The organism is Sphingomonas ginsenosidimutans, assembly GCF_002374835.1.
Classification (GTDB): domain Bacteria; phylum Pseudomonadota; class Alphaproteobacteria; order Sphingomonadales; family Sphingomonadaceae; genus Sphingomonas; species Sphingomonas ginsenosidimutans.
The window spans coordinates 1030701-1049822 of the sequence record NZ_NWVD01000001.1 but is presented as its reverse complement, the minus strand read 5'-3'; the positions used below and the strand labels follow the sequence as shown (position 1 = coordinate 1049822).

At 70.0% G+C, this 19122-nt stretch carries 15 protein-coding genes; 4 read left to right on the top strand and 11 right to left on the bottom strand.

The window, feature by feature from the left end; translation table 11 throughout:
- Positions 1-34 precede the first annotated feature (34 nt).
- Complete coding sequence (locus COA17_RS04930; RefSeq protein ID WP_096610460.1) at positions 35-499, bottom strand: Lrp/AsnC family transcriptional regulator; 465 nt, start codon at positions 497-499, stop codon at positions 35-37.
- 119 nt (positions 500-618) lie between these two features.
- Here COA17_RS04930 and COA17_RS04925 point away from each other — a divergent pair, with 119 nt between their 5' ends.
- The gene (locus COA17_RS04925) at positions 619-834 is read left to right on the top strand and encodes a DUF6356 family protein (RefSeq protein WP_096610458.1); all 216 of its coding nucleotides are present in this window, start codon (positions 619-621) and stop codon (positions 832-834) included.
- A 155-nt stretch (positions 835-989) separates the two neighbouring features.
- On the opposite strand, the gene COA17_RS04920 is transcribed toward COA17_RS04925, so the two are convergent.
- The 4 genes from COA17_RS04920 to COA17_RS04905 form a co-directional block, all read right to left on the bottom strand.
- Entirely contained in the window at positions 990-1406 is a 417-nt protein-coding gene (locus COA17_RS04920; protein WP_096610456.1) for a glycine zipper 2TM domain-containing protein, read from the bottom strand.
- A gap of 105 nt (positions 1407-1511) precedes the next feature.
- Positions 1512-2768 carry an adenosylmethionine--8-amino-7-oxononanoate transaminase gene (locus COA17_RS04915; protein WP_096610454.1) on the bottom strand — a complete coding sequence of 419 codons (1257 nt, stop codon included), beginning with the start codon at positions 2766-2768 and terminating at the stop codon, positions 1512-1514.
- A complete protein-coding gene (gene bioD / locus COA17_RS19855) occupies positions 2765-3379 on the bottom strand; it encodes a dethiobiotin synthase (RefSeq protein WP_096610452.1) in 615 nt (204 codons plus the stop codon). The genes COA17_RS04915 and bioD overlap by 4 nt, the downstream gene beginning before the upstream one ends.
- Entirely contained in the window at positions 3376-4497 is a 1122-nt protein-coding gene (locus COA17_RS04905) for an 8-amino-7-oxononanoate synthase (protein ID WP_176484797.1), read from the bottom strand. Before COA17_RS04905 ends, bioD begins: the two co-directional genes overlap by 4 nt.
- A gap of 116 nt (positions 4498-4613) precedes the next feature.
- Here COA17_RS04905 and COA17_RS04900 point away from each other — a divergent pair, with 116 nt between their 5' ends.
- Complete coding sequence (locus tag COA17_RS04900; protein WP_096610448.1) at positions 4614-6104, top strand: S10 family peptidase; 1491 nt, start codon at positions 4614-4616, stop codon at positions 6102-6104.
- Here the strand turns inward: COA17_RS04900 and COA17_RS04895 are convergent.
- Positions 6101-7381 (bottom strand): Hsp70 family protein, encoded by a 1281-nt coding sequence (locus COA17_RS04895; RefSeq protein ID WP_096610446.1) that lies wholly within the window; start codon positions 7379-7381, stop codon positions 6101-6103. The genes COA17_RS04900 and COA17_RS04895 overlap by 4 nt on opposite strands.
- Before the next feature lie 123 nt (positions 7382-7504).
- On the opposite strand from COA17_RS04895, the gene COA17_RS04890 reads away from it, so the two are divergent.
- Positions 7505-9574 (top strand): catalase, encoded by a 2070-nt coding sequence (locus COA17_RS04890; protein ID WP_096610444.1) that lies wholly within the window; start codon positions 7505-7507, stop codon positions 9572-9574.
- 43 nt (positions 9575-9617) lie between these two features.
- Here the strand turns inward: COA17_RS04890 and COA17_RS04885 are convergent, their stop codons facing one another.
- Positions 9618-12101: a PepSY domain-containing protein gene (locus COA17_RS04885; RefSeq protein WP_096610849.1), complete on the bottom strand. Its 2484-nt coding sequence runs from the start codon at positions 12099-12101 to the stop codon at positions 9618-9620.
- Positions 12102-12301: 200 nt separating this feature from the next.
- Between COA17_RS04885 and COA17_RS04880 the strand changes: the two genes are divergently transcribed.
- Positions 12302-13096, top strand: coding sequence for a Crp/Fnr family transcriptional regulator (locus COA17_RS04880; protein ID WP_245857417.1), 795 nt, complete (start codon positions 12302-12304; stop codon positions 13094-13096).
- Here the strand turns inward: COA17_RS04880 and COA17_RS04875 are convergent, their stop codons facing one another.
- From COA17_RS04875 to COA17_RS04860, 4 genes are read right to left on the bottom strand one after another with little or no spacing between them, the layout of a single operon-like run.
- Positions 13097-13825, bottom strand: a complete 729-nt coding sequence (locus tag COA17_RS04875) for a GntR family transcriptional regulator (protein ID WP_066486095.1) — start codon at positions 13823-13825, stop codon at positions 13097-13099. It lies immediately after the preceding gene.
- 5 nt (positions 13826-13830) lie between these two features.
- Positions 13831-14739: an N-acetylmuramic acid 6-phosphate etherase gene (locus tag COA17_RS04870; RefSeq protein ID WP_176484796.1), complete on the bottom strand. Its 909-nt coding sequence runs from the start codon at positions 14737-14739 to the stop codon at positions 13831-13833.
- Positions 14739-16310: a sodium:solute symporter family transporter gene (locus tag COA17_RS04865; RefSeq protein ID WP_096610440.1), complete on the bottom strand. Its 1572-nt coding sequence runs from the start codon at positions 16308-16310 to the stop codon at positions 14739-14741. Before COA17_RS04865 ends, COA17_RS04870 begins: the two co-directional genes overlap by 1 nt.
- Positions 16311-16344: 34 nt before the next feature.
- A complete protein-coding gene (locus tag COA17_RS04860) occupies positions 16345-19101 on the bottom strand; it encodes a TonB-dependent receptor plug domain-containing protein (RefSeq protein ID WP_070321388.1) in 2757 nt (918 codons plus the stop codon).
- Positions 19102-19122 lie beyond the last annotated feature (21 nt).

The window sequence follows — 19122 nt, the reverse complement described above, 5'->3', positions numbered from 1 at the left end:
CTGATAGGAAACGGAAAGTGGCGAAACACCGCCGCTACAGTGGCAGCGCGGTGGTCGATTTGATCTCCTGCATCGCGAACGAGGAACTGACGTCGTGCAGCGGCGCGACCTTCGTCAGCTTGCGATAAATGCGATCGTAATCGGGAATGTCGCGCGCGACGATCTTCAGCAGATAGTCGACGTCGCCGCTCATGCGGTAGAATTCGACCACCTCCGGGATGCGCGAGACGCCCTCGGCGAAGCTTTGCAACCACTGGTCGTCATGCTGCGCTGTCCGCACCGCCACCATCACCGTCACGCCCAGCCCCAGCCGGTCGCGATCCAGCAGCGCGACGCGCCGCACGATCAGTCCGTCGCGTTCCAGTCGCTTGATGCGCTTCCAGCACGGCGTCTGCGACAGGCCGACCCGCTCGGCGATCTCGGCGATCGGCACCGTAGCGTCCTCCTGGAGAATGGCCAATATACGCCGATCGGTCGAATCGATGACATCGTTCTCCATTGCCCCACCTTTCAGGAATCATCTTCTCCCTTCATCGCCGGTGGCGGTAAAAATAGGAAGATGGTTCGCGCGCCCCGCCCCTATCATCGCGGCATCGCCACCGACGACCGGAGCCTGCCATGTTCGCCCGCCTGTTCACCGACCATCCGCACAGCGTCGAGGAAAGCTATGGCGAACATCTGGTGGTCGCGGGCGGATTCGGGGTGACGATGATCCTGGCCGGTCTCGCCTGCCTGGTCCACGCGCTGATCCCCGGACTGTTCGTGTCCACCGGCAGCCGCGCGATCACCTCGCTTCACGATCGCATGGTCGCGCACCGCCGGCGGAGCCGCTGACACGCAAAAGGCCCGATCGGCAGGACGCCGACCGGACCCCGGAGAAAGCCATCTTTCCGCCTGTTTCCAAGCGTGAAGCGACTGGCCGCGTCCTTAGGCTGATGAACGGCGGCGCGTCAGCCGCCATTCCTTACAACCCGATGACACGGCGCATATTACCGCTGGCAGAAGCGCGGATTGTCCGCCCGTTCCACCGCATTACCGGCCAGCGCACCCGCGCCCGCGCCCAGCACGGTGCCCAGCGTCCGGTCGCCGCGCGTGTCGATCGCGCGGCCCAGCAGGCCGCCGGCGATCGCGCCGACGATCGTCCCCGTCGTCCCGCTCTGGCAGGCGCGGTTGTAGCGATAGCGGTTCCGATAGTCGCCGCGCGTCTCGTAATAGCGCGGCGCGCGGTTCCAGCCGTCGCGATAGGCGCGGTCATAGGCGCGGTCGTGCTGGCCATAGCCGTCGTCGTAATAATCGCGGCCGTACCCATAGCCGTCGCCGTAACGCTGCGCCTGCGCCGCGGCCGGCACCATCGCCGCCGTGCCCATCGCCAGCGCCGTCATCCCGAGGGTCAGCTTCTTCCACATCACGAACGCTCCCTACTCGATTCGTCCACCGGCACGTCGCCAGTGTGGAGGACGATATGATCGAGTCGCCGTGATCCGATGCTGAATGGCGCGGTTATCCGCCGTTCAGCCGGCGGGCAGCGTGTCCGCCGCCGCGCGGATCGCGGCGTACAGCCCGTCCAGGTCGTCCTCCCCGATGCAATAGGGCGGCATGACATAGACGGTATTGCCCAGCGGGCGCAGCAACAGGTCGCGCTCGCGGAAGAACCGCAGCAACGCCGGCCCCAGAGCCGACAGATATCCCTCGCCCGCGCCGATCTCCACCGCCGCGATCGTCCCGCACTGCCGAGCGCCGGTGATCCGCGGGTGATCGGCCAGCGCCGCGATCCGCGCCGCCTGGCGCGACGCCAGCGTCGCGATCCGCTCGCGCACCGGCTCCTCGCGCCAGATCGCCAGGTTCGCGGCGGCGGCGGCGCAGGCGATCGGGTTGGCGGTATAGCTGCTGGAATGAAAAAACATCCGCGCCCGGTCAGTCGACCAGTGCGCGTCGAAGATCGCCTCGGTCGCCATCGTCACCGCCAGCGGCACCGCGCCCCCGGTCAGCCCCTTCGACAGGCACAGGATATCGGGGACCACCCCGGCCTGCTCGCATGCCAGCAACGTGCCCGTGCGTCCCCATCCGGTCATCACCTCGTCAGCGATGAACAGCACGCCCTGCGCGGCGCAGACGTCACGCATCTGCCGCAGCACCGCCGGCGGGTAGAACAGCATTCCCCCCGCCCCCAGCACCAGCGGCTCGACGATGAACGCCGCCGCCCCGGCGCGGCACGCCGCCTCCAGCGCGTCGATCGTCGCCTGCTCGCGCCCCGGATGCGGGAAGGGGATGGTGCCGACGTCGAACAGCAACGGGGCATAGGGGCGGTTGAACACGCCCCGCTCCCCCACCGACATCGCGCCGATCGTGTCGCCGTGATAGCTGTGCTCCAGCACCAGGATGCGGTCGCGCGGCGCCTCGCGCGCCGCCCAGAATCCCAGCGCCATCTTCAGCGCGACCTCGACGCTGGTCGATCCCGAATCGGAAAAGAATACCCGCGTCAGCGCATCGGGCATGATCGCGCGCAGCCCGCGGGCGACCGTCTCGGCCGGTTCGTGCGTCCACCCGGCGAAGATGATCTGGTCCAGCCGCTCGGCCTGTTCGCGGATCGCCGCGACGATCCGCGGATGGCCATGGCCGTGGGTCGTCACCCACCAGGATGAAATCGCGTCGATCACCCGCCGCCCGTCGGCGGTGAACAGCGCCGCGCCCTCCGCGCGAGTCACGATCGGGATCGGCTCGCGCAGGCCATGCTGCGTGAACGGGTGCCAGACAGGCGAGGCGCTCACCGGAAATCCGCCACGTCGAAATGCTCCGCGAACGCCGCCGCCAGTGCGTCGGGCGTCAGCGACGCCAGCATCGGCAGCCGTCCCAACCGCTTCACGCCGCCGATCGCCGCGATCGTCGCCTCGCTGTCCTCCACCGCATCGCCGACGAAGGCGACGCCCAGCAGCGGCACGCCGCGCGCGCGCAGCGCCTCGATCGACAACAGGCTGTGGTTGATCGTGCCCAGCGTGGTGCGCGCCACCAGCACCACCGGCGCGCCCCAGCCCGCGAACACGTCGGCGTACAGCAGCTCGCGCGTCACCGGCACCAGCGCACCGCCCGCCCCCTCCACCACCAGCGGCCCGTCGACCGCGGGGGGTGCCAGCCGGTCGGGGTCGATCGTCACGCCGTCGATCTCCGCCGCGCGATGCGGGGACCAGGGGGTGACCAGCCGATACGCCTCCGGCAGCACCTTCGCCACCGGCACGCCCAGCGCGGCGACGGTGGCGGCATCGCTGCCGTCCTCCAGCCCGGCCTGCACCGGCTTCCAGTAATGCGCCCCCAGCGCAACGGTCAGCGCGGCGGCGAACACCGTCTTGCCGATCCCCGTGTCGGTGCCCGTCACCACGATCATCGCAACACCCCTTCGAGAACCCGTGCCAGCGCATCGACCGCATCGGCATCGACATGCAGCGTCAGCGCGATGCGCAGCCGGGACGTGCCGCTGGGGACAGTCGGCGGGCGGATGCCGCGCACGTCGAACCCGGCCGCCTGCACCGCGGCGGCGACGCGCATCGTCTCCGCATCGTCGCCGATCACCAGCGGCACGATCTGCGATCCGCTGGCGGTCGCGCCCAGCGTTGCCAGCCGCGTCTGGGCATGGTCGATCAGCGCGTGGAGCCGCGTGCGCCGCTCCGGCTCGTCGGTGATCGCCGCCAGCGCCTCGCGCGCGGCCACCGCCATCAGCGGCGACGGCGCCGTGGAAAAGATGAACGGCCGCGCGCGTGCCACCAGCATGTCGCGCACCACCGTCGCGCCGCACACCACCGCCCCCTCGCAGCCCAGCGCCTTGCCGAAGGTCTTGAGCGTGACGACATCCTCACGCCCGTCCAGCGCCGCCGCCAGCCCGCGCCCGTCGGCGCCCCACACGCCCGTGGCATGCGCCTCGTCGATTAGCAGCATCGCGTCATGCCGCGCCGCCACCTCGGCCAGCGCGGCCAGCGGCGCGCGGTCTCCGTCCATGCTGTACAGGCTCTCGACCGCGATCCACGCCGTCCCCGCGCCGCCACCGGCGCGCCACGCAGCGATGGCATCGTCGAAGGCGTCCGCATCGTTATGCGCCGCCGCGACTGACGCGGCACGGCTCAGCCGCATCCCGTCATGCGCGCTGGCATGGACCAATGCGTCATGGACGATCAGGTCGCCGCGCTGCGGCAATGTCGCCAGCAGCGCATGGTTGGCGGCATAGCCGCTGGAGAAGAACAGCGCCGCTTCCACCGCGAAGAAGCGCGCCGCCGCGTCCTCCAGCGCCTCATGCTCGGGGTCGTTGCCGCGCAGCAGCCGCGATCCCCCCGAACCGATGCTCACGCCGCGATCCAGCGCGGCATGCAGCGCCGCGGCGATCCGCGGCGCGCCCGCCAGCGCCAGATAGTCGTTCGACGAAAAGTCGGTGCCCCGCCGCGGTGCCAGCCGCCGCAACCGTCCGCGCGCGGCCAGCTCCGCCAGATCGCGCTGTTGTGCCCCCAGGATCATGGCCCCGCCCATAAGCGCTATTCCGCACGCGGGAAAAGGGCCACCGCACCGCACATTGCGTCCGCGCCGCGCTTCGGTAAGGTCACGATCCCTTACCCTCCGTCGCCGAGAACGATGTGCCGCGCCATCTCCCCGCCCTTCTTGCCGCCCTGCTGCTGACGACCACCCCCGCGCTCGCCGAGGGCGACGCCAAGCCGCCCGCTTCGGCCGAGAAGAAGGGCGACGACGCCACCACCCTGCCCCCGCTGCCGGCCGACCGGTCGGTCGCGCAGAGCCTGCGCATCGGCGGGCGCACGATCGGCTATCGCGCCACCGTCGGCACGCTGGCGGTGCGCGACGACAAGGGGAAGGAGATCGGGCAGGTCGTCTACACCGCTTATGCCGTCCCCGGCGGCGACGTCCGCCGCCCGGTCACCTTCGCGTTCAACGGCGGGCCGGGCGCGGCGTCGGTCTATCTCAACATGGGGGCGGTCGGACCGAAGCGCGTGCAGTTCGGCGCGCAGGGCGATGCCCCGTCCGACGCGCCGGTCGCCACCGACAATCCCAACAGCTGGCTCGACTTCACCGACCTGGTCTTCATCGACCCGATCGGCACCGGGTTCAGCCGCAGCCTGGTCGATGCCGACGCCACGAAGAAGGCGTTCTACGGCAACGACCAGGACGTGAAGTACCTGTCCAAGGTCGTCTACGACTGGCTTGTGAAGGAAGGGCGGCTGCGCTCGCCCAAATATCTGATGGGCGAAAGCTATGGTGGCTATCGCGTGCCGCGCATCGCCTATGAACTGCAATCGCAGATCGGCGTCGGGGTGAACGGCATGGTGCTGGTCTCCCCCTATCTCGATCCCGCGTCGGGGGATGATGCGACCGCGCTGTCGCCGCTGCCGTGGATGGTCGCGCTGCCGTCGATGGCGGCCGCCAACCTTGAACGCCGCCACGCGCTGACCCCGGAGGCGATGGCGCAGGTGGAGGCCTACACCCGCGGCGATTTCGCGCGCGACCTGCTGCGCGGGCGTTCCGATCCGCAGGCGACCGCCCGGCTGGTGACGCAGGTGACCGGGCTCGACCCGGCGCTGGTGCAGCGGATGGGCGGGCGCGTCGACACCGGCACGTTCCTGCGCGAGGTGCATCGCGCCGACGGGACGATCGGCAGCGTCTACGATTCGAACGTCACCGCCTTCGATCCCTTTCCCTGGTCATCGCAGCAGCGATCGAACGATCCGATCCTCGACGCGCTGATCGCGCCGACCACCAGCGCGATGGTCGATTTCGTCACGCGGGAGGTCGGGTGGAAGACCGACGCGCGCTACAATGCGCTGTCCTATGCCGTGAACAGCGCGTGGGACCGCGGGAAGCCCGACGACGCGCCCGTCACCGACCTGCGCAAGGCGATCGCGGTCGATCCGAAGATGCGCGTGATGATCGTCCACGGCTGGGACGATCTGTCCTGCCCCTATTTCGCCTCGCGGCTGATCGTCGATCAGATGCCGGGCTTCGGCGTCGCCGAACGCGTGCAGCTGCGCGTCTATCCGGGCGGGCACATGTTCTACAGCCGCACCGACAGCGGCGCCGCCTTCCGCAACGACGCCCGCGCGATCTACGGGGGCTAGGCGGTCCAGGCCGCGACGTCGTCCTCGCGGCCGATCATCGCCAGCCCGTGCGCGATCGACGTCAGTTCCCCGCCGGTCGCGATCCGCTCCGCGCCGAACCGGTCGTCGAACAATCGCCGTACGCGCGGCGTCAGCGACGTACCGCCGGTCAGGAACACCCGGTCGATCGCGCCCGCCTCCAGCCCCGCCGCCGCCAGCGCGCGGTCGACCGCGGCGGCGATCTGCACCATGTCGGGGGCGATCCATTCCTCGAACGCCGCGCGCGTCACCGGCGCGGCGATCGACAGGTCGCCGCCCTCGAAGCGGAACACCGCTTCCTCGCCCGCCGACAGCGCGCGCTTCAGCTCGCCGACCGCATGGTACAGGCGATAGCCCATCTCGCCCTCGATCACCGCGATCATCCGCCCGATCGCCTCCGGGTCGATCGCGGCGCGGCGCAGCTTCTCCAGTTCCGCCAGCGTCCGCCGGTTGCGCATCAGCGCCAGCCGCGACCAGTCGGCGAAATCAGCGAACCAGCCGCCGGGAATGTCCAGCACCTTGTCGAACGACCGATATTGCCCGCCCTTGCCCAGCAGCGGCAGCACCAGATGCTCGACGATCCGCTGGTCGAACCGGTCGCCCGCGATTCCCACGCCGGCGTGCGCCAGCGGCGCGCACCGGCGCGCCGCGCCGGGCTCCGCGATCCGCACCACCGAAAAGTCGCTGGTCCCGCCGCCGAAATCGGCGACCAGCACCGTCGCCGGCGCCTCCAGCCGCGCGGCATAGCTGAACGCCGCGCCCATCGGTTCGTAGACATAATGGGTCTCGCGCCCCAGCCCGGCGAACATCGCGTCATAGCGTTGCCGCGCCAGCGCCTCGTCGGGCCGCGCCCCGGCATAGGCGACCGGCCGACCGACGATCACCCGGTCGGCGCCCGCCGCCAGCGCGCCGTTCGCGCGCGCCGCCATCAGCATCAGGAACCGCTGCCCCAGCTCCTCGAACCGCAGCCGTCGCTCGAACACCGTCGCCTGGTCGAAACTGGCGCTGGCGGCGACCGTCTTGAACGACTGGATGAACCGGCATCCCTCGGGATAGTCGAGATATTCGGCGATCGCCCACGGCCCCGCCGCCGCCTCCACCCCGCCGCGCTCGCCTTCCCAGAAACATAGCGCGGACCGGAACACCGCATCCGCCCGCTCCGGCCCGTCGAGCACCAGCAGTTCCGCACCGCCATCGGGCGTGGCGGTCGCGACCACCGAATTGGTGGTGCCGAAATCGAAACCCAGGATGCGGCTCATGCCGGTGCCTTTAGCGTTTCGGCACGGCTTTGACATGCCTCAGCGCGAATATCCGCGCGCCGCCGGGCCTTTACCCGGACTGGCGCGTTGGGCGGACATTCCTTCCCTACCAGAGGCTTCCCGATGACCGACTTCACGACCACGCGCGGCGATGGCGGCGAAACGCATCAGCAGGCGTCGGGAGACGCCGATGTGTTGACCACGAATCACGGCGTCCCCGTCAGCGACAATCAGAACAGCCTGCGCGCCGGCGCGCGCGGCCCGACGCTGCTCGAGGATTTCGTGCTGCGCGAGAAGATCTTCCACTTCGATCACGAGCGGATTCCCGAACGCATCGTCCACGCCCGCGGATCGGGCGCGCATGGCGTGTTCGAGGCGACGGCCGACATCTCCGACCTCACCCGCGCCGCGGTGTTCACGCCGGGCGAGAAGACCGAGGTGTTCGTGCGCTTCTCCACCGTCGCGGGGGGCGCCGGATCGGTCGATACGCCGCGCGACGTGCGCGGTTTCGCGGTCAAATTCTACACGCGCGAGGGCAATTGGGACCTCGTCGGCAACAACATCCCGGTGTTCTTCATCCAGGATGCGATCAAATTCCCCGATCTGGTCCATGCGGTGAAGATGGAGGCGGATCGCGCCTATCCGCAGGCGGGCAGCGCGCACGATACCTTCTGGGACTGGGCCAGCCTGATGCCCGAAAGCACGCACATGCTGATGTGGGCGATGTCCGACCGCACGCTGCCGCGCTCGTTCCGCACGATGGAGGGGTTCGGCGTCCACACCTTCAAGCTGGTGAACGAGGCGGGCGAGGCGCAGTTCGTCAAGTTCCACTGGAAGCCGAAGGCGGGGCTGCAATCGACGATCTGGGACGAGGCGCTGAAGCTCCAGGCCGCCGACAACGACTATCAGCGCCGCGACCTGTGGGAAGCGATCGACACCGGCGCCTTCCCGCAATGGGATCTGGGCATCCAGGTATTCGACGAGGAGTTCGCCCGCGCCCAGCCCTATGACGTGCAGGATGCGACGAAGCTGATCCCGGAGGACGACGTCCCCGTCCGCATCGTCGGCACGCTGACGCTCAACCGCAATCCCGACAATTTCTTCGCCGAAACCGAACAGGTCGCGTTCCTGCCCACCAATATCGTGCCTGGGATCGACTTTTCGAACGACCCGCTGCTTCAGGGGCGGCTGTTCAGCTATCTCGACACGCAGAAATCGCGGCTGGGGACGACCAACTTCCACCAGATCCCGATCAACGCGCCGCGTTGCCCGTTCGCCAATTTCCAGCGCGACGGGATGATGCAGACGATGGTGCCCAAGGGGCGCGCCAACTACGAACCCAACAGCCTGACCGCGCATGGCGAGGACGGCGGCCCGCGCGAAAGCCCGACGCGCGGCTTCGTCACCGTCAACGCCACCACCGGCGACGACGAACAGGGCGACAAGCTGCGCGTGCGTGCCGAACTGTTCGCGGATCACTACAGTCAGGCACGGCTGTTCTTCCGTTCGCAGACCGAATCGGAACAGGCGCATATCGCCTCGTCGTTCGTGTTCGAACTGTCGAAGGTCGGGCTGGAACAGGTGCCGGCGCGGATGGTCGCGAATCTGCGCAACGTCGATGAGGATCTGGCCCGCCGCGTCGCTGACGGGCTGAACATCGACCTGCCCGACGCGTCGCCCGCCGCGCGGGCGCCGGTCGACATGGCGCCGTCCGACGCGCTGTCGATCCACAAGAACATGAAAGCCACGCTCGAGGGTCGGTCGGTCGGCATCCTTTACGCCGACGGGTCGGACGCCGCGACGCTCGACCGCGTGATCGCCGACGTCACCGGCGCTGGGGCGAAAGCGGTCTTGGTGGCGCCGAAAATCGGCGGCGCGACCCTGTCGGACGGCAGCAAGCGAAAGGCGGACGGGCAATTGGCGGGCACGCCCAGCCAGATCTTCGACGCGGTCGCGCTGGTCCTGTCCGATGACGGCGCGGCGATGCTGACGAAGGAGGCTGCGGCGGTCCAGTTCGTCATGGACGCCTTCGGCCATCTCAAGGCGATCGGCGCGACCGACGCCGCCGCGCCGCTGCTCGACAAGGCCGGGGTCGAACCCGATGATGGCGTCACCGCGCTCGACGATGCGTTCGTCGATGCTGCCGCGCGCCGCTTCTACGACCGAGAACCCGGTGTGCGGATGCTCGCCTGACGCGCCGCCGCCCGTCGCGCCCCTCGCGACGGGCGGCCCGCCACTAATAGATGTCGCGGCAGTAGCGCCGCTCGCCCAGCATCGCCTCCACCTGCGCATCGCCCAGGATCGCGCGCAGCGCCACATCGACCCCCGGCGCCATCCCCGCCAGGCTGCCGCAGACATAGATCGCCGCGCCCTGATCGGCCCAAGCGCGGATCGCCTCGCCTTCCCGCGTCACCACATCCTGCACGTAACACCCGCCGTCGGGGTCGCGCGAAAAGGCAGGGTCGTGCCGCGCCAGCGTCCCGTGTGCGCGTAGCGCGGCCAGTTCGTCGTCGAACGGCCGGTCGTGCGCCGGGCTGCGCTCGCCATGGATCAGCCACACTGGTCCGCCGCCGCACCGCGCCCGCTCGCGCAGCAACCCCATCAGCCCAGCCAGCCCGGTGCCGTTGCCGATCAGGATCATCGGTGTCGCCGCATCATCGGGCATCGCGAAGCCGGGATTGTCGCGCAGCCGTAGTTCCACCGTTTCGCCGACCGCGGCATGGTGCGTCAGCCAGCCGGATGCGATCCCCGGCCCGCCATCCGCCGCGGTCGCTTCGCGCACCAGCAGCTCGACCGCGCCCGACGGTGCGATCGAGGCGACCGAATAATCGCGATGCGCCAGCGGCCGCAGTGCGTCCGCGTCGGGCAGCGGCGCGTCCGCCGCGGGCAGCACCGCGCCCGCCAGCGCCTGTGCCAGCGCGGCATCCCCGCTGCGGCCATGCCGCGCCAGCACCGCGGCGACGCGCGCCGGGTCGTGGCGCGGCATCACCTCGGCGATCGCGCCGGGCTGCCATGCCGCATCCTGCGCGACCGGCTCCAGCACGATACGGTGCATCGGCGCGCCGGGACTGCCCGGGTTGACATGCGCCCGCGCCGCCAGCCGCCACGGTGCGAAGGGCGCGCGCTGCCAGTCCGACTGCGCCGGCCCTGCCCCGCCCGCCAGCGCGAACACCTGCTGCTGCCAGCGATGCTCGGCATCCACGTCGGCGCCATCGATTTCGATCATGTCGAACAGCCGCCGCGCGCCGCTGTCATGCGCCCAGGCGTCGATGCGGTGCCCGAACGCGCAGAAATCGGCATATTCACGGTCGCCCAGCGCCAGCACCGCATAACACTTGCCCGCCAGGTCGCCCGGCCGCGCCATGGCACGCGCCGCGAAGCCGCGTGCCGCGTCGGGCGGCTCGCCCTCGCCATACGTCGCGGCGACGAACAGGATACGCTGGGCCGCGCGCCATTCCTCCGCGCTCGCCCCGCCCAGCGGCCGCAGCGTCGCGCCCAGCGCTCCCGCGGTCAATCGCGCCAGCCGCTCCGCCCCGCCGGTCTGCGAGGCGTACAGGACCAGCGTCTCGCCGCTCGCCTCCGCCGCCGCCACGTCGGGCACCGCCGCCAGCGCGCGCTTGCGCCGCCGCCGCGCCAGGTACAGCAACAGCCCCGTCACCGTGAATAGCGGCATCGTCGCGCTGGTCAGCAGCATCACGATCCGCCCCGGCAGGCCGAAGAACGCGCCGGTATGCAGCGGCAGGACGTTGCCGACGATCGTCTCTCCCCACGGCCGCGCGGCGTAGCGATCCGCCTTCACCAGCCGCCCGTCGCGCGCATCGAAGCGCAAAGTGTCGGTCTGCCGGTCGAACCGCGCATCCGGTGGCAGGACCCGCATCTCCACCGGCTTGCCCCCGCGCGACGGCGTGATCGCGACGCGCGCATAGCCGTCCGCCCCCACCTGTCCGACGAACCCCGCCCAGGCCGGCGCCAGCGGCACGGCATCGCCCTTCGGCGGCCCGTCGCGCCCCTCGCGACGTATCTCGCCCGCCTTGCCGGTCAGGACGTAGCGCACGCCCTGCCGATACCAGTCATACGACCACCACAGCCCGGTGATCCCGCTCAGCAGGTAGGCGGCGAAGATCCACCCGCCGACCACCGCGTGCAGTGCGCGGTAGAGGTTGCGCCCCGTCAGCCGCAGGTCCAGCACGAACCACGCCCGCCAGTCGAGCGCGCGCCGCGGCCAGCGCAGGTACAGGCCGGACAGCGCGAAGAACACCAGCGACAGCGCCGCGATGCCGGTGATCGTCCGCCCCCACCCGTTCGCGCCGCCCGGCAACGCCATCCAGCGGTGGACCCGCTCCACCGTCTCGAACAGTTCGGCGCCATGGGGCTTGCCCAGCAGCGCGCCGGTGCGCGGGTCGATCAGGCTGCGCTCGCCGCGCCGCTGGCCCTTGTCGGGGGCGAAGGTGACGCTGGCGGCACGCGCCGGATCGCGCTCGATCACCAATTGCGTCACCGCGCGCCCGCCGTGCTGGCGCGATGCCGCCGCGATCAGCGCATCGGGCGACAGCGCGGGCGCCGGACTTGGGGCCAGCCGCACAATGCCGGGGCTGATCGCGCTCTGGATCTCCTCCTCGAACGCCATCGTCGCGCCGGTGACGCCCATGATCGCCAGCACGAACCCGGCGGTGATCCCCAGGAACCAGTGGATCTGGAACAGGATGCCGCGCAGCGTCATCGCCGGCATCCCCGCAGGCGACCGATCGGCGCGGCGTATACGAACTTTCCCCAACGGCTCATCGCGCCCGGCTAGTGCTAATGACAACTGTTCGCAACGCTTTTCATCGGCCCGCAATTCGTTTCGGGATTGATGCCTATCAACGCGGACGCCCCGGCGCGGCGATAAGGTCAGCGCCCCTCCCCTAGGGAAGCGCGACCTTGCACCAATATCCCCTCGACCGTTTCACCGCGATGGCATCGCTCGGCGCCCGCGATATCGCCACGATCCGCGGGTTGGGCGAAACCGCGGTCGCGGTTCGGCGGCACGAAACGATCCGCCGCGAAGGCCAGCTGGTCGACGGCGTCTGGCTGATGCTGCACGGCTGGGTCGCCTCGTCGATGCTGCTGCCCGCCGGCCAGCGACAGATCGTGAAGGTGCATATCGCCGGGGACATGCTGGGCACGCCCAGCATGGCGCTGGAACGCGCCGCCGATACGCTCACCGCGCTGACCGACGGCTGGATCGCGCGCGTGCCGCTGGCGCGCCTCCGCGCGCTGTTCGACGACGCGCCGCGCGTCGCCGCGCTGCTGCTGATGGCGGTGCAGCTGGAGCGGGTCGCGCTGATGGATGCGGTGGCGGCGATCGGGAAGACCTCGGCGCGCGAACGGCTCGCAAACTTCCTGGTCGATCTGCACCAGCGGCTGAGTCAGGTCGGGCTGACGCAGGGCGCCAGTTTCGACATGCCGCTGACGCAGGAACAGATCGGCGATGCGCTGGGGCTGACCGCGGTCCACGTCAACCGCACGATCCGCGCGCTGGAACGCGAGGGGCTGATCGCGCGGCGTGGCCAGACGATCACGCTGGGCGACCTGCCGATGCTCGAGCGACTGTCGCCGCTGCCGCGACGCACGCCGTGGTTCGATCCCGACTGGCTCCCCGCCGGAATCGGCGGACCGGCGAGCGATGACGGTGCGGCGGTCGAACCGGCCCCGACCCGCGCCGCGCGCGCGTAATCAGATCCGCTGCAGGTCGCTCACGAACTCATAGCGGTCGCCGCGATACACCGATCGCGTGAACTCGACGATCCGCCCGTCGGGGATCCACGTCTTGCGTTCGATGCGCAGCACCTCCGAATTCTGCTTCACGCTCAGGATGCCGGCCTCGGTCGGGGTGGCCAGCGACGCGCGCACCCGCTGCGTGCCCGCGACCGGGCGGAAGCCGTGTCGCTCCAGCGCCTGGTACAGCGAATCGCCCAGCGTATCGAGGTCGGGCAGGAACGGCGCCGGGATCACCGCATGTTCGATCGCCAGCGGCTCGCCGCCCGCCAGCCGGACGCGCCCCAGCCGCGCGACGCGCGTGGTGACGGGCACCTGCAAGGCCGTGGCTTCCTCCTCGATCGGCTGGGCATAGGTCTTGTTGATCCACACCACGCCGGGGTCTTCGCCCCGCGCGCGGGTTTCGTCGCTGAAACTGTTCAGCCGCCCGCCGGGGCTGGCGATGCGCCGCGCGACGAACGTGCCCGATCCCTGCTTGCGGACCAGCACGCCTTCCTCGATCAGCTGCTCGATCCCCTTGCGCACCGTGACGCGCGACAGCCCCGCCATCTCGCTCAGGTCGCGTTCGGACGGCAGCGCACCGCCCGGGTCGATCGCGCCGCTGTCGATATGCTCGCGCAGCCGCCGCGCCAGTTGCAGGTACAGCGGCGTGTCGGCGTCGCTCAGCGTCAGCGCCATGTCGCGCATCGCGCTCATCCGCGCGCGTCCAGTTCCTGGATGACGTCCAGTTCGTGCATGACCGGGCGCAGGTTGCCGCGATGCGTCGCCAGCAGCGCCCGCGCGGCGTCGCGGGGCAGCCCGCGTGCCATCACGATGCCGACGCGGATATCGTTGTCCGCTGCCGCCAGCGCGTCCGCCGCCGTGGCATCGTCCACGCCCGCGATATCGCGCACCATCGCGCGCCCGCGGTGCAGCAGCTTGGCGTTGGAGATGCGCATCGCCACCATCCGTCCGTCATAGACCAGCCCCAGCCGCACCATGATCGCGGTGGACAGCAGGTTCAGCACCGCCTTCTGCGCGGTGCCCGCCTTCATCCGGGTCGATCCGGCGATCACCTCGCTACCGGTTTCGACGCAGATCGGATGTTCGGCGGCGGTCAGCAGCGGGGTGTCGGCATTGTTGGCGATCCCCACCGTCAGCGCGCCCGCGCCGCGCGCGTGCTCGATCGCCGCCAGCGTATAGGGGGTGCGCCCGCTCGCCGCCACGCCGACCACGACGTCGGCGGCGGTCACCTGCGCCGCGTCGATCGCCACGCGCCCGGCATCGCCTTCGTCTTCCGCGCCTTCCTGCGCCTGGGTCAGCGCGTCCAGCCCGCCCGCCATCAGGAACGCCAGCCGCTCCGGCGGCCACCCGAACGTCGGGGTCAGCTCGGTCCCGTCCTGCACCGCCAGCCGCCCGGACGTGCCCGCGCCGGCGAAGATCAGCCGGCCGTCTTCGCCCAGCCGCGCCGCGGCGGCATCGGCGGCGGCGGCGATCGCGGCGGTCTGCGGCTGGATCGCGGCGATCGCGGCCATCTGCCCCTCCAGCATCGCCTCGACCGCCAGTTCGGTCGGCCACAGGTCCAGGTCGCGATAACGCGGTGCGAGTGACTCGGTGTTCATCATGCCCTCTGCAGCGGACGGGAAGCGGACGCCATGCCACGCGGCGCCGCGCAGATCGCGAAGGCGATCGCGGTGCCGATGCACAGCTGGAACGGAAACGACAGCGCGGACAGCGCGCCCGGCAGCCCGATCGCGCGCGCGATCGCCGGTTGCAGCAGCAGCACGACCGCAAAGCCCGCGATCAGCGCGGCGACCACCGACGCGGTCGTCCCACGCGCGGTGAACAGCGCGGTGAAATACACGCCCAGCAGCCCGGCATAGGTGAACACCATCACCTGCAACGCGAACTCCAGCAGCCCCATCTCGCTATACCGCTGCCAGTAGAAGGATGCGACCGCCATCGCGAACATCGCGACGCCGATCACCCCCATGCCCGCGCGCCCCGCCTGCACGTAATGACGCTCCGCCGCCAGGGCCCCGCGCCGTTCGCGCCACGGGCGATAGAAATCCTGCACCAGCACCGAGGACATGGCGTTCAGCGCCGAATTGGTCGTCGCCACCGCCGCCGCGCAGATGCCGATCGTCACCAGCCCGCGCAGCCCGCCGGGCAGCTGGGTCAGGATATAGTGCATGAAGATGCTGATCTTCTCGCCGCCGAAACTGCGCCCCGCCGCCGCGGTGGTCCCGCCCATCAAGTCGGGGCGGTCGTAGAAAACATACAGCAGCAGCCCGATCAGGATGAACATCCCCACCACCGGCACCGTCGCCAGAACCGACAGGTACAGGCCGCGCGCGCCGGTCCTGGCGTCCTTGCACGCCAGCAGCCGCTGGGTCGTGTCCTGGTCCATCCCGGCGTTCGCGATGTACAGCAGCGTGACGCCGGTCACGACCGCCAGCAGCGAGAACGGCCGCGACAGGTCGGTCGACAGGTCGAACAGCCGCAGCTTGTTGACCCCCTCGGGCGTGTGGATCAGCCCGTCGATGATCTGCCCGGTCGTCGCCGGGATCGACGAGCGCAGGAACACCACCACCGCGATCGCGGAACCCAGATACACGACGAACTGGATCAGGTCGTTCCACAACACCGACTTCAGCCCGCCGACGAAGGTGAACAGCACGCTGGCGACGATCAGCAGCGCGGCGGCGATCATGATCCCCTGCGCCTCGACGGTGCCGGTGATGACCATCGCCAGCGCGATCGCCGCCAGATAGACCCGCGCGCCCCCGGCGAACACGCGCCCGATCAGGAACATGCCCCCGGCCCAGCGCGTCGCGGTGGCGCTGAACCGCAGCGTCAGCAGTTCGTAGGCGGTGGTCGCGCGGATCGCGTAGAACCGCGGGATCATCACATGCGCGACGAACATCGCGCCCAGCAACCCGCCCAGGTTGCTGCCCAGATAGGTCAGGTCGCCGTGATAGCCGTAATCCGGCCCGCCCAGGAACGTCGCGGCCGATTGCGTCGCCGACAGGACGGAAATCGCCGCCAGCCACGCCGGCACGTTGCCGCCCGCCAGGAAATAATCGTGCGCCGTCCCGGTGTTGCGGGGGGTGAAGATCCACCCCCCCGCCAGCAGCAGCAGGACATAGGCGGCGATCACCACCCAGTCCGCGATCGAAAAGGGCAGGCTCATCGCGCGCCCCCCCGCTGCCGCCGCCAATGCCGCATCACATCCGCGCGGTCAGCGACAGGCCGATCGTCCGTCCCAGGATGTCGTAGGTGTCCGGGAAGGTGTTGAACACGCCCCCCGTCGACACGCGCGGCGGCTGCTTGTCGGCGATGTTGTAGACGCCCGCGGTCATCGTGATGCCCGGCACGAAGTCATAGGAGGCGGACAGGTCGAACAGGTTCTGCGCCGGCAGCGTCTCGCTCGATCCCGCCGCGCTCGACCGCACCTTGCCGATGCGGATCCAGTCGAACTGGATCACGCCCTTGTCCAGCAGCAGCCCGGCGCCCGCGGTGTGGCGATAGGCGGGCTGGACCAGCGTCGTGCCGTCGCTGGAACAGGTCGCGCCGAACGTGCCCTTGCACTGCACCGCGCTGACCGTCGGGTTCGCCTGGATCGTGTAGGACGTGACGACATTGCCGGCATAGCCCAGCCGGACGCCCTTGCCCGGTACCCAGTCGCCGCGCACGGTGTAGCTGGCGGTGATGTCCAGCCCGCGCTGGAGCAGCCGGCCCAGGTTCTGGTTGTTGACGAACGCATCCTTGAACGTGCCGTCGGCGTTGCGCGTCACCAGCCCGCACAGCGGATTGTCCGCGCTGGGATTGGTGATGTAGCAGCTGGTGATCGCCGCCACCGGCTGGATCACGCCCACCGCGCCCTTCAGGTCCAGCTGATACCAGTCGACCGTCACGTTCAGCCCCGGCAGGAACGTCGGCGTGAACACCGCGCCCGCCGTGGTGGTGAAGCCGGTTTCGGGCTTCAGGTCCGGGTTGCCGCCGTAGAAGTAATTGCCGGTCAGATACGCCGGCGCGGTCGAATTGGCCGATCCTGCCGCCGGCGCGCCGAACCGCTGGCACTGCGCCTGGTTGCCGGTGCCCAGCACGCACGGGTCGCCGCCGTAGCGCGGCTTCAGCCGGTCGACGGTCACCAGGCTGCTGAACGGCAGCGACGACACGCCGCCCGCGAACTCGCCGAAATTGGGGGTGCGCAGCACGCGCTGATAGGTGCCGCGCAGGCGCAGGCTGCGGTCGACCTCCCAATTGCCCTCGACCTTCCACGTCCCGTGGGTGCCGAACAGGTTGTAGTCGGACAGACGGTACGCGCCGCCCGCGCTCAGCTTGCGGATCAGCGGCAGGTCGTGGAGCAGCGGCACCAGCAGCTCGCCGTACAGCTCCTTGACGTCGAATTCGCCCGTGTACGCCGCCTGCACGCCCTGGCGATAGGTGTTGCCGGTCAGCAGCGCGGTGTCCTGCGCCACGTTCGCGGTTTCGCGCCGGTATTCGACGCCCGCGGCGAAACCGATCGGCCCGGCGGGCAGCGAGAACAGCTCCTCCAGCGATCCGTTGACCGTCGCGGCCGCGACGAACTGGTCGCGCTTGCGGTTGAAGCCGTTGATCGGGCTGCCCAGCGCGGCGGCAATGCCGGGGCGGTTCGGGCCGAAGATGTCGACGGTGTTGACCACCGACGCGAAATTGTTGGCGCCCGCCGCATTGTTCACCAGCCCGTCGCCGGTCACCACCGTCGCTTCGGTCGAGCGGCCGTATTGGGCATAGACGTTCCAGCGGATCGCGTCGGTCAACGGCCCGCGCAAGCCGCCCTGGAACTGGTAGATGTCGCGCTCGGTGTTGAACGTCACCAGCCCCAGCTCGGCCAGCGAACGCGACACGTTGACCTGCGCCGCGCCGTTGACGAAGGTCAGCTGGCTGCGGATCGCGTCGGTCAGGTACGGGTTGGTCGCGCTGATCGACACGGTGCGGCTGACCGACGCGGGCGTCGCGCCGGGCGTACCGGTCTCACTGGTGCGCGTATTGGTATACATCGCGCGGCCGTACAGCTCGACCGTCGGCGCCAGCTCGTATTTGTACAGCGCGGCGACGTTGATCCGCTTGAGCGGCGATACCAGCGGGTAACGCGCCGACAGGTTCGACGTCGCGCTCGGGCTGGTGGTGAAATCGCCCGCGTCGGTGAAACCGAACCGCCGCCCGCTCGCCACGTCGGTGAACACGCCGCCGATGCTCGGGATCGTCTGGTTCGGGGTCGCCGCCCAGTCGCGCTGCCCCGCGACGATCAGGTCGCGCTGCGTATAGTCGGCCGCGATGACGACATGGCCGCGTGATCCCAGCCCCGCGCCGACCATGATCGACGCGCCATATTGCGCGCCGCCGTTGGTCGACAGCCGCCCGACCGCGCTGCCGCGCACGCCCTCGAACTCGTCGTTCAGGATGAAGTTGACGACGCCCGCGACCGCATCCGCGCCATAGACCGCGGCGGCGCCGCCGGTCAGCACGTCGGTGCGCTTGATGAGCGAGGCGGGGATGGAATTGACGTCCACTGAATTGCGGAAGCTGAACGGCGCGGCGCGCGTGCCGTCGATCAGCACCAGCGAGCGGCTCTGCCCGAAGTTGCGCAGTTCCAGCACCTGCGCGCCGAAGGCGTCGCTACCCTGCGATCCCTGCCGCACGCCGCCCGACAGCTGCGGCAGCTTGGTCGAGAAATCCTCGATCGTCAGCGCCGACTGAAGGCGGATCTGCTGTTCGCTGGTGGAGGCGACCGGGCTGCTGGCGGTCAGGCCGGGGACCGCGATGCGCGTGCCGGTGACGACGATGTCGCTGGCCGGGGTGCCCGCATCGGTCGCTGTGTCGGTGGTGGCGGCGTCCTGCGGCGCGGGGGCTGCCTGCGCCACCGCCTGCGTCGGCATCTGCACCAGCGCCACCGCCAGCGCCGCCAGTGCAACCGCGTTCCTGTGCGACCTCAGCATCGAATGTCCCCTTGCCCCGAA

What these genes read in the sequence shown, in the direction of transcription:
- COA17_RS04885 (WP_096610849.1), bottom strand. Translation starts at nt 12,101, where the DNA reads ATGACGCTGCGCGGCATCCTGTTCCAGATCCACTGGTTCCTGGGGATC.
- COA17_RS04930 (WP_096610460.1), bottom strand. Translation starts at nt 499, where the DNA reads ATGGAGAACGATGTCATCGATTCGACCGATCGGCGTATATTGGCCATT.
- COA17_RS04875 (WP_066486095.1), bottom strand. Translation starts at nt 13,825, where the DNA reads ATGCGCGACATGGCGCTGACGCTGAGCGACGCCGACACGCCGCTGTAC.
- COA17_RS04865 (WP_096610440.1), bottom strand. Translation starts at nt 16,310, where the DNA reads ATGAGCCTGCCCTTTTCGATCGCGGACTGGGTGGTGATCGCCGCCTAT.
- COA17_RS04890 (WP_096610444.1), top strand. Translation starts at nt 7,505, where the DNA reads ATGACCGACTTCACGACCACGCGCGGCGATGGCGGCGAAACGCATCAG.
- COA17_RS04905 (WP_176484797.1), bottom strand. Translation starts at nt 4,497, where the DNA reads ATGATCCTGGGGGCACAACAGCGCGATCTGGCGGAGCTGGCCGCGCGC.
- COA17_RS04925 (WP_096610458.1), top strand. Translation starts at nt 619, where the DNA reads ATGTTCGCCCGCCTGTTCACCGACCATCCGCACAGCGTCGAGGAAAGC.
- COA17_RS04870 (WP_176484796.1), bottom strand. Translation starts at nt 14,739, where the DNA reads ATGAACACCGAGTCACTCGCACCGCGTTATCGCGACCTGGACCTGTGG.
- COA17_RS04860 (WP_070321388.1), bottom strand. Translation starts at nt 19,101, where the DNA reads ATGCTGAGGTCGCACAGGAACGCGGTTGCACTGGCGGCGCTGGCGGTG.
- COA17_RS04920 (WP_096610456.1), bottom strand. Translation starts at nt 1,406, where the DNA reads ATGTGGAAGAAGCTGACCCTCGGGATGACGGCGCTGGCGATGGGCACG.
- bioD (WP_096610452.1), bottom strand. Translation starts at nt 3,379, where the DNA reads ATGATCGTGGTGACGGGCACCGACACGGGGATCGGCAAGACGGTGTTC.
- COA17_RS04895 (WP_096610446.1), bottom strand. Translation starts at nt 7,381, where the DNA reads ATGAGCCGCATCCTGGGTTTCGATTTCGGCACCACCAATTCGGTGGTC.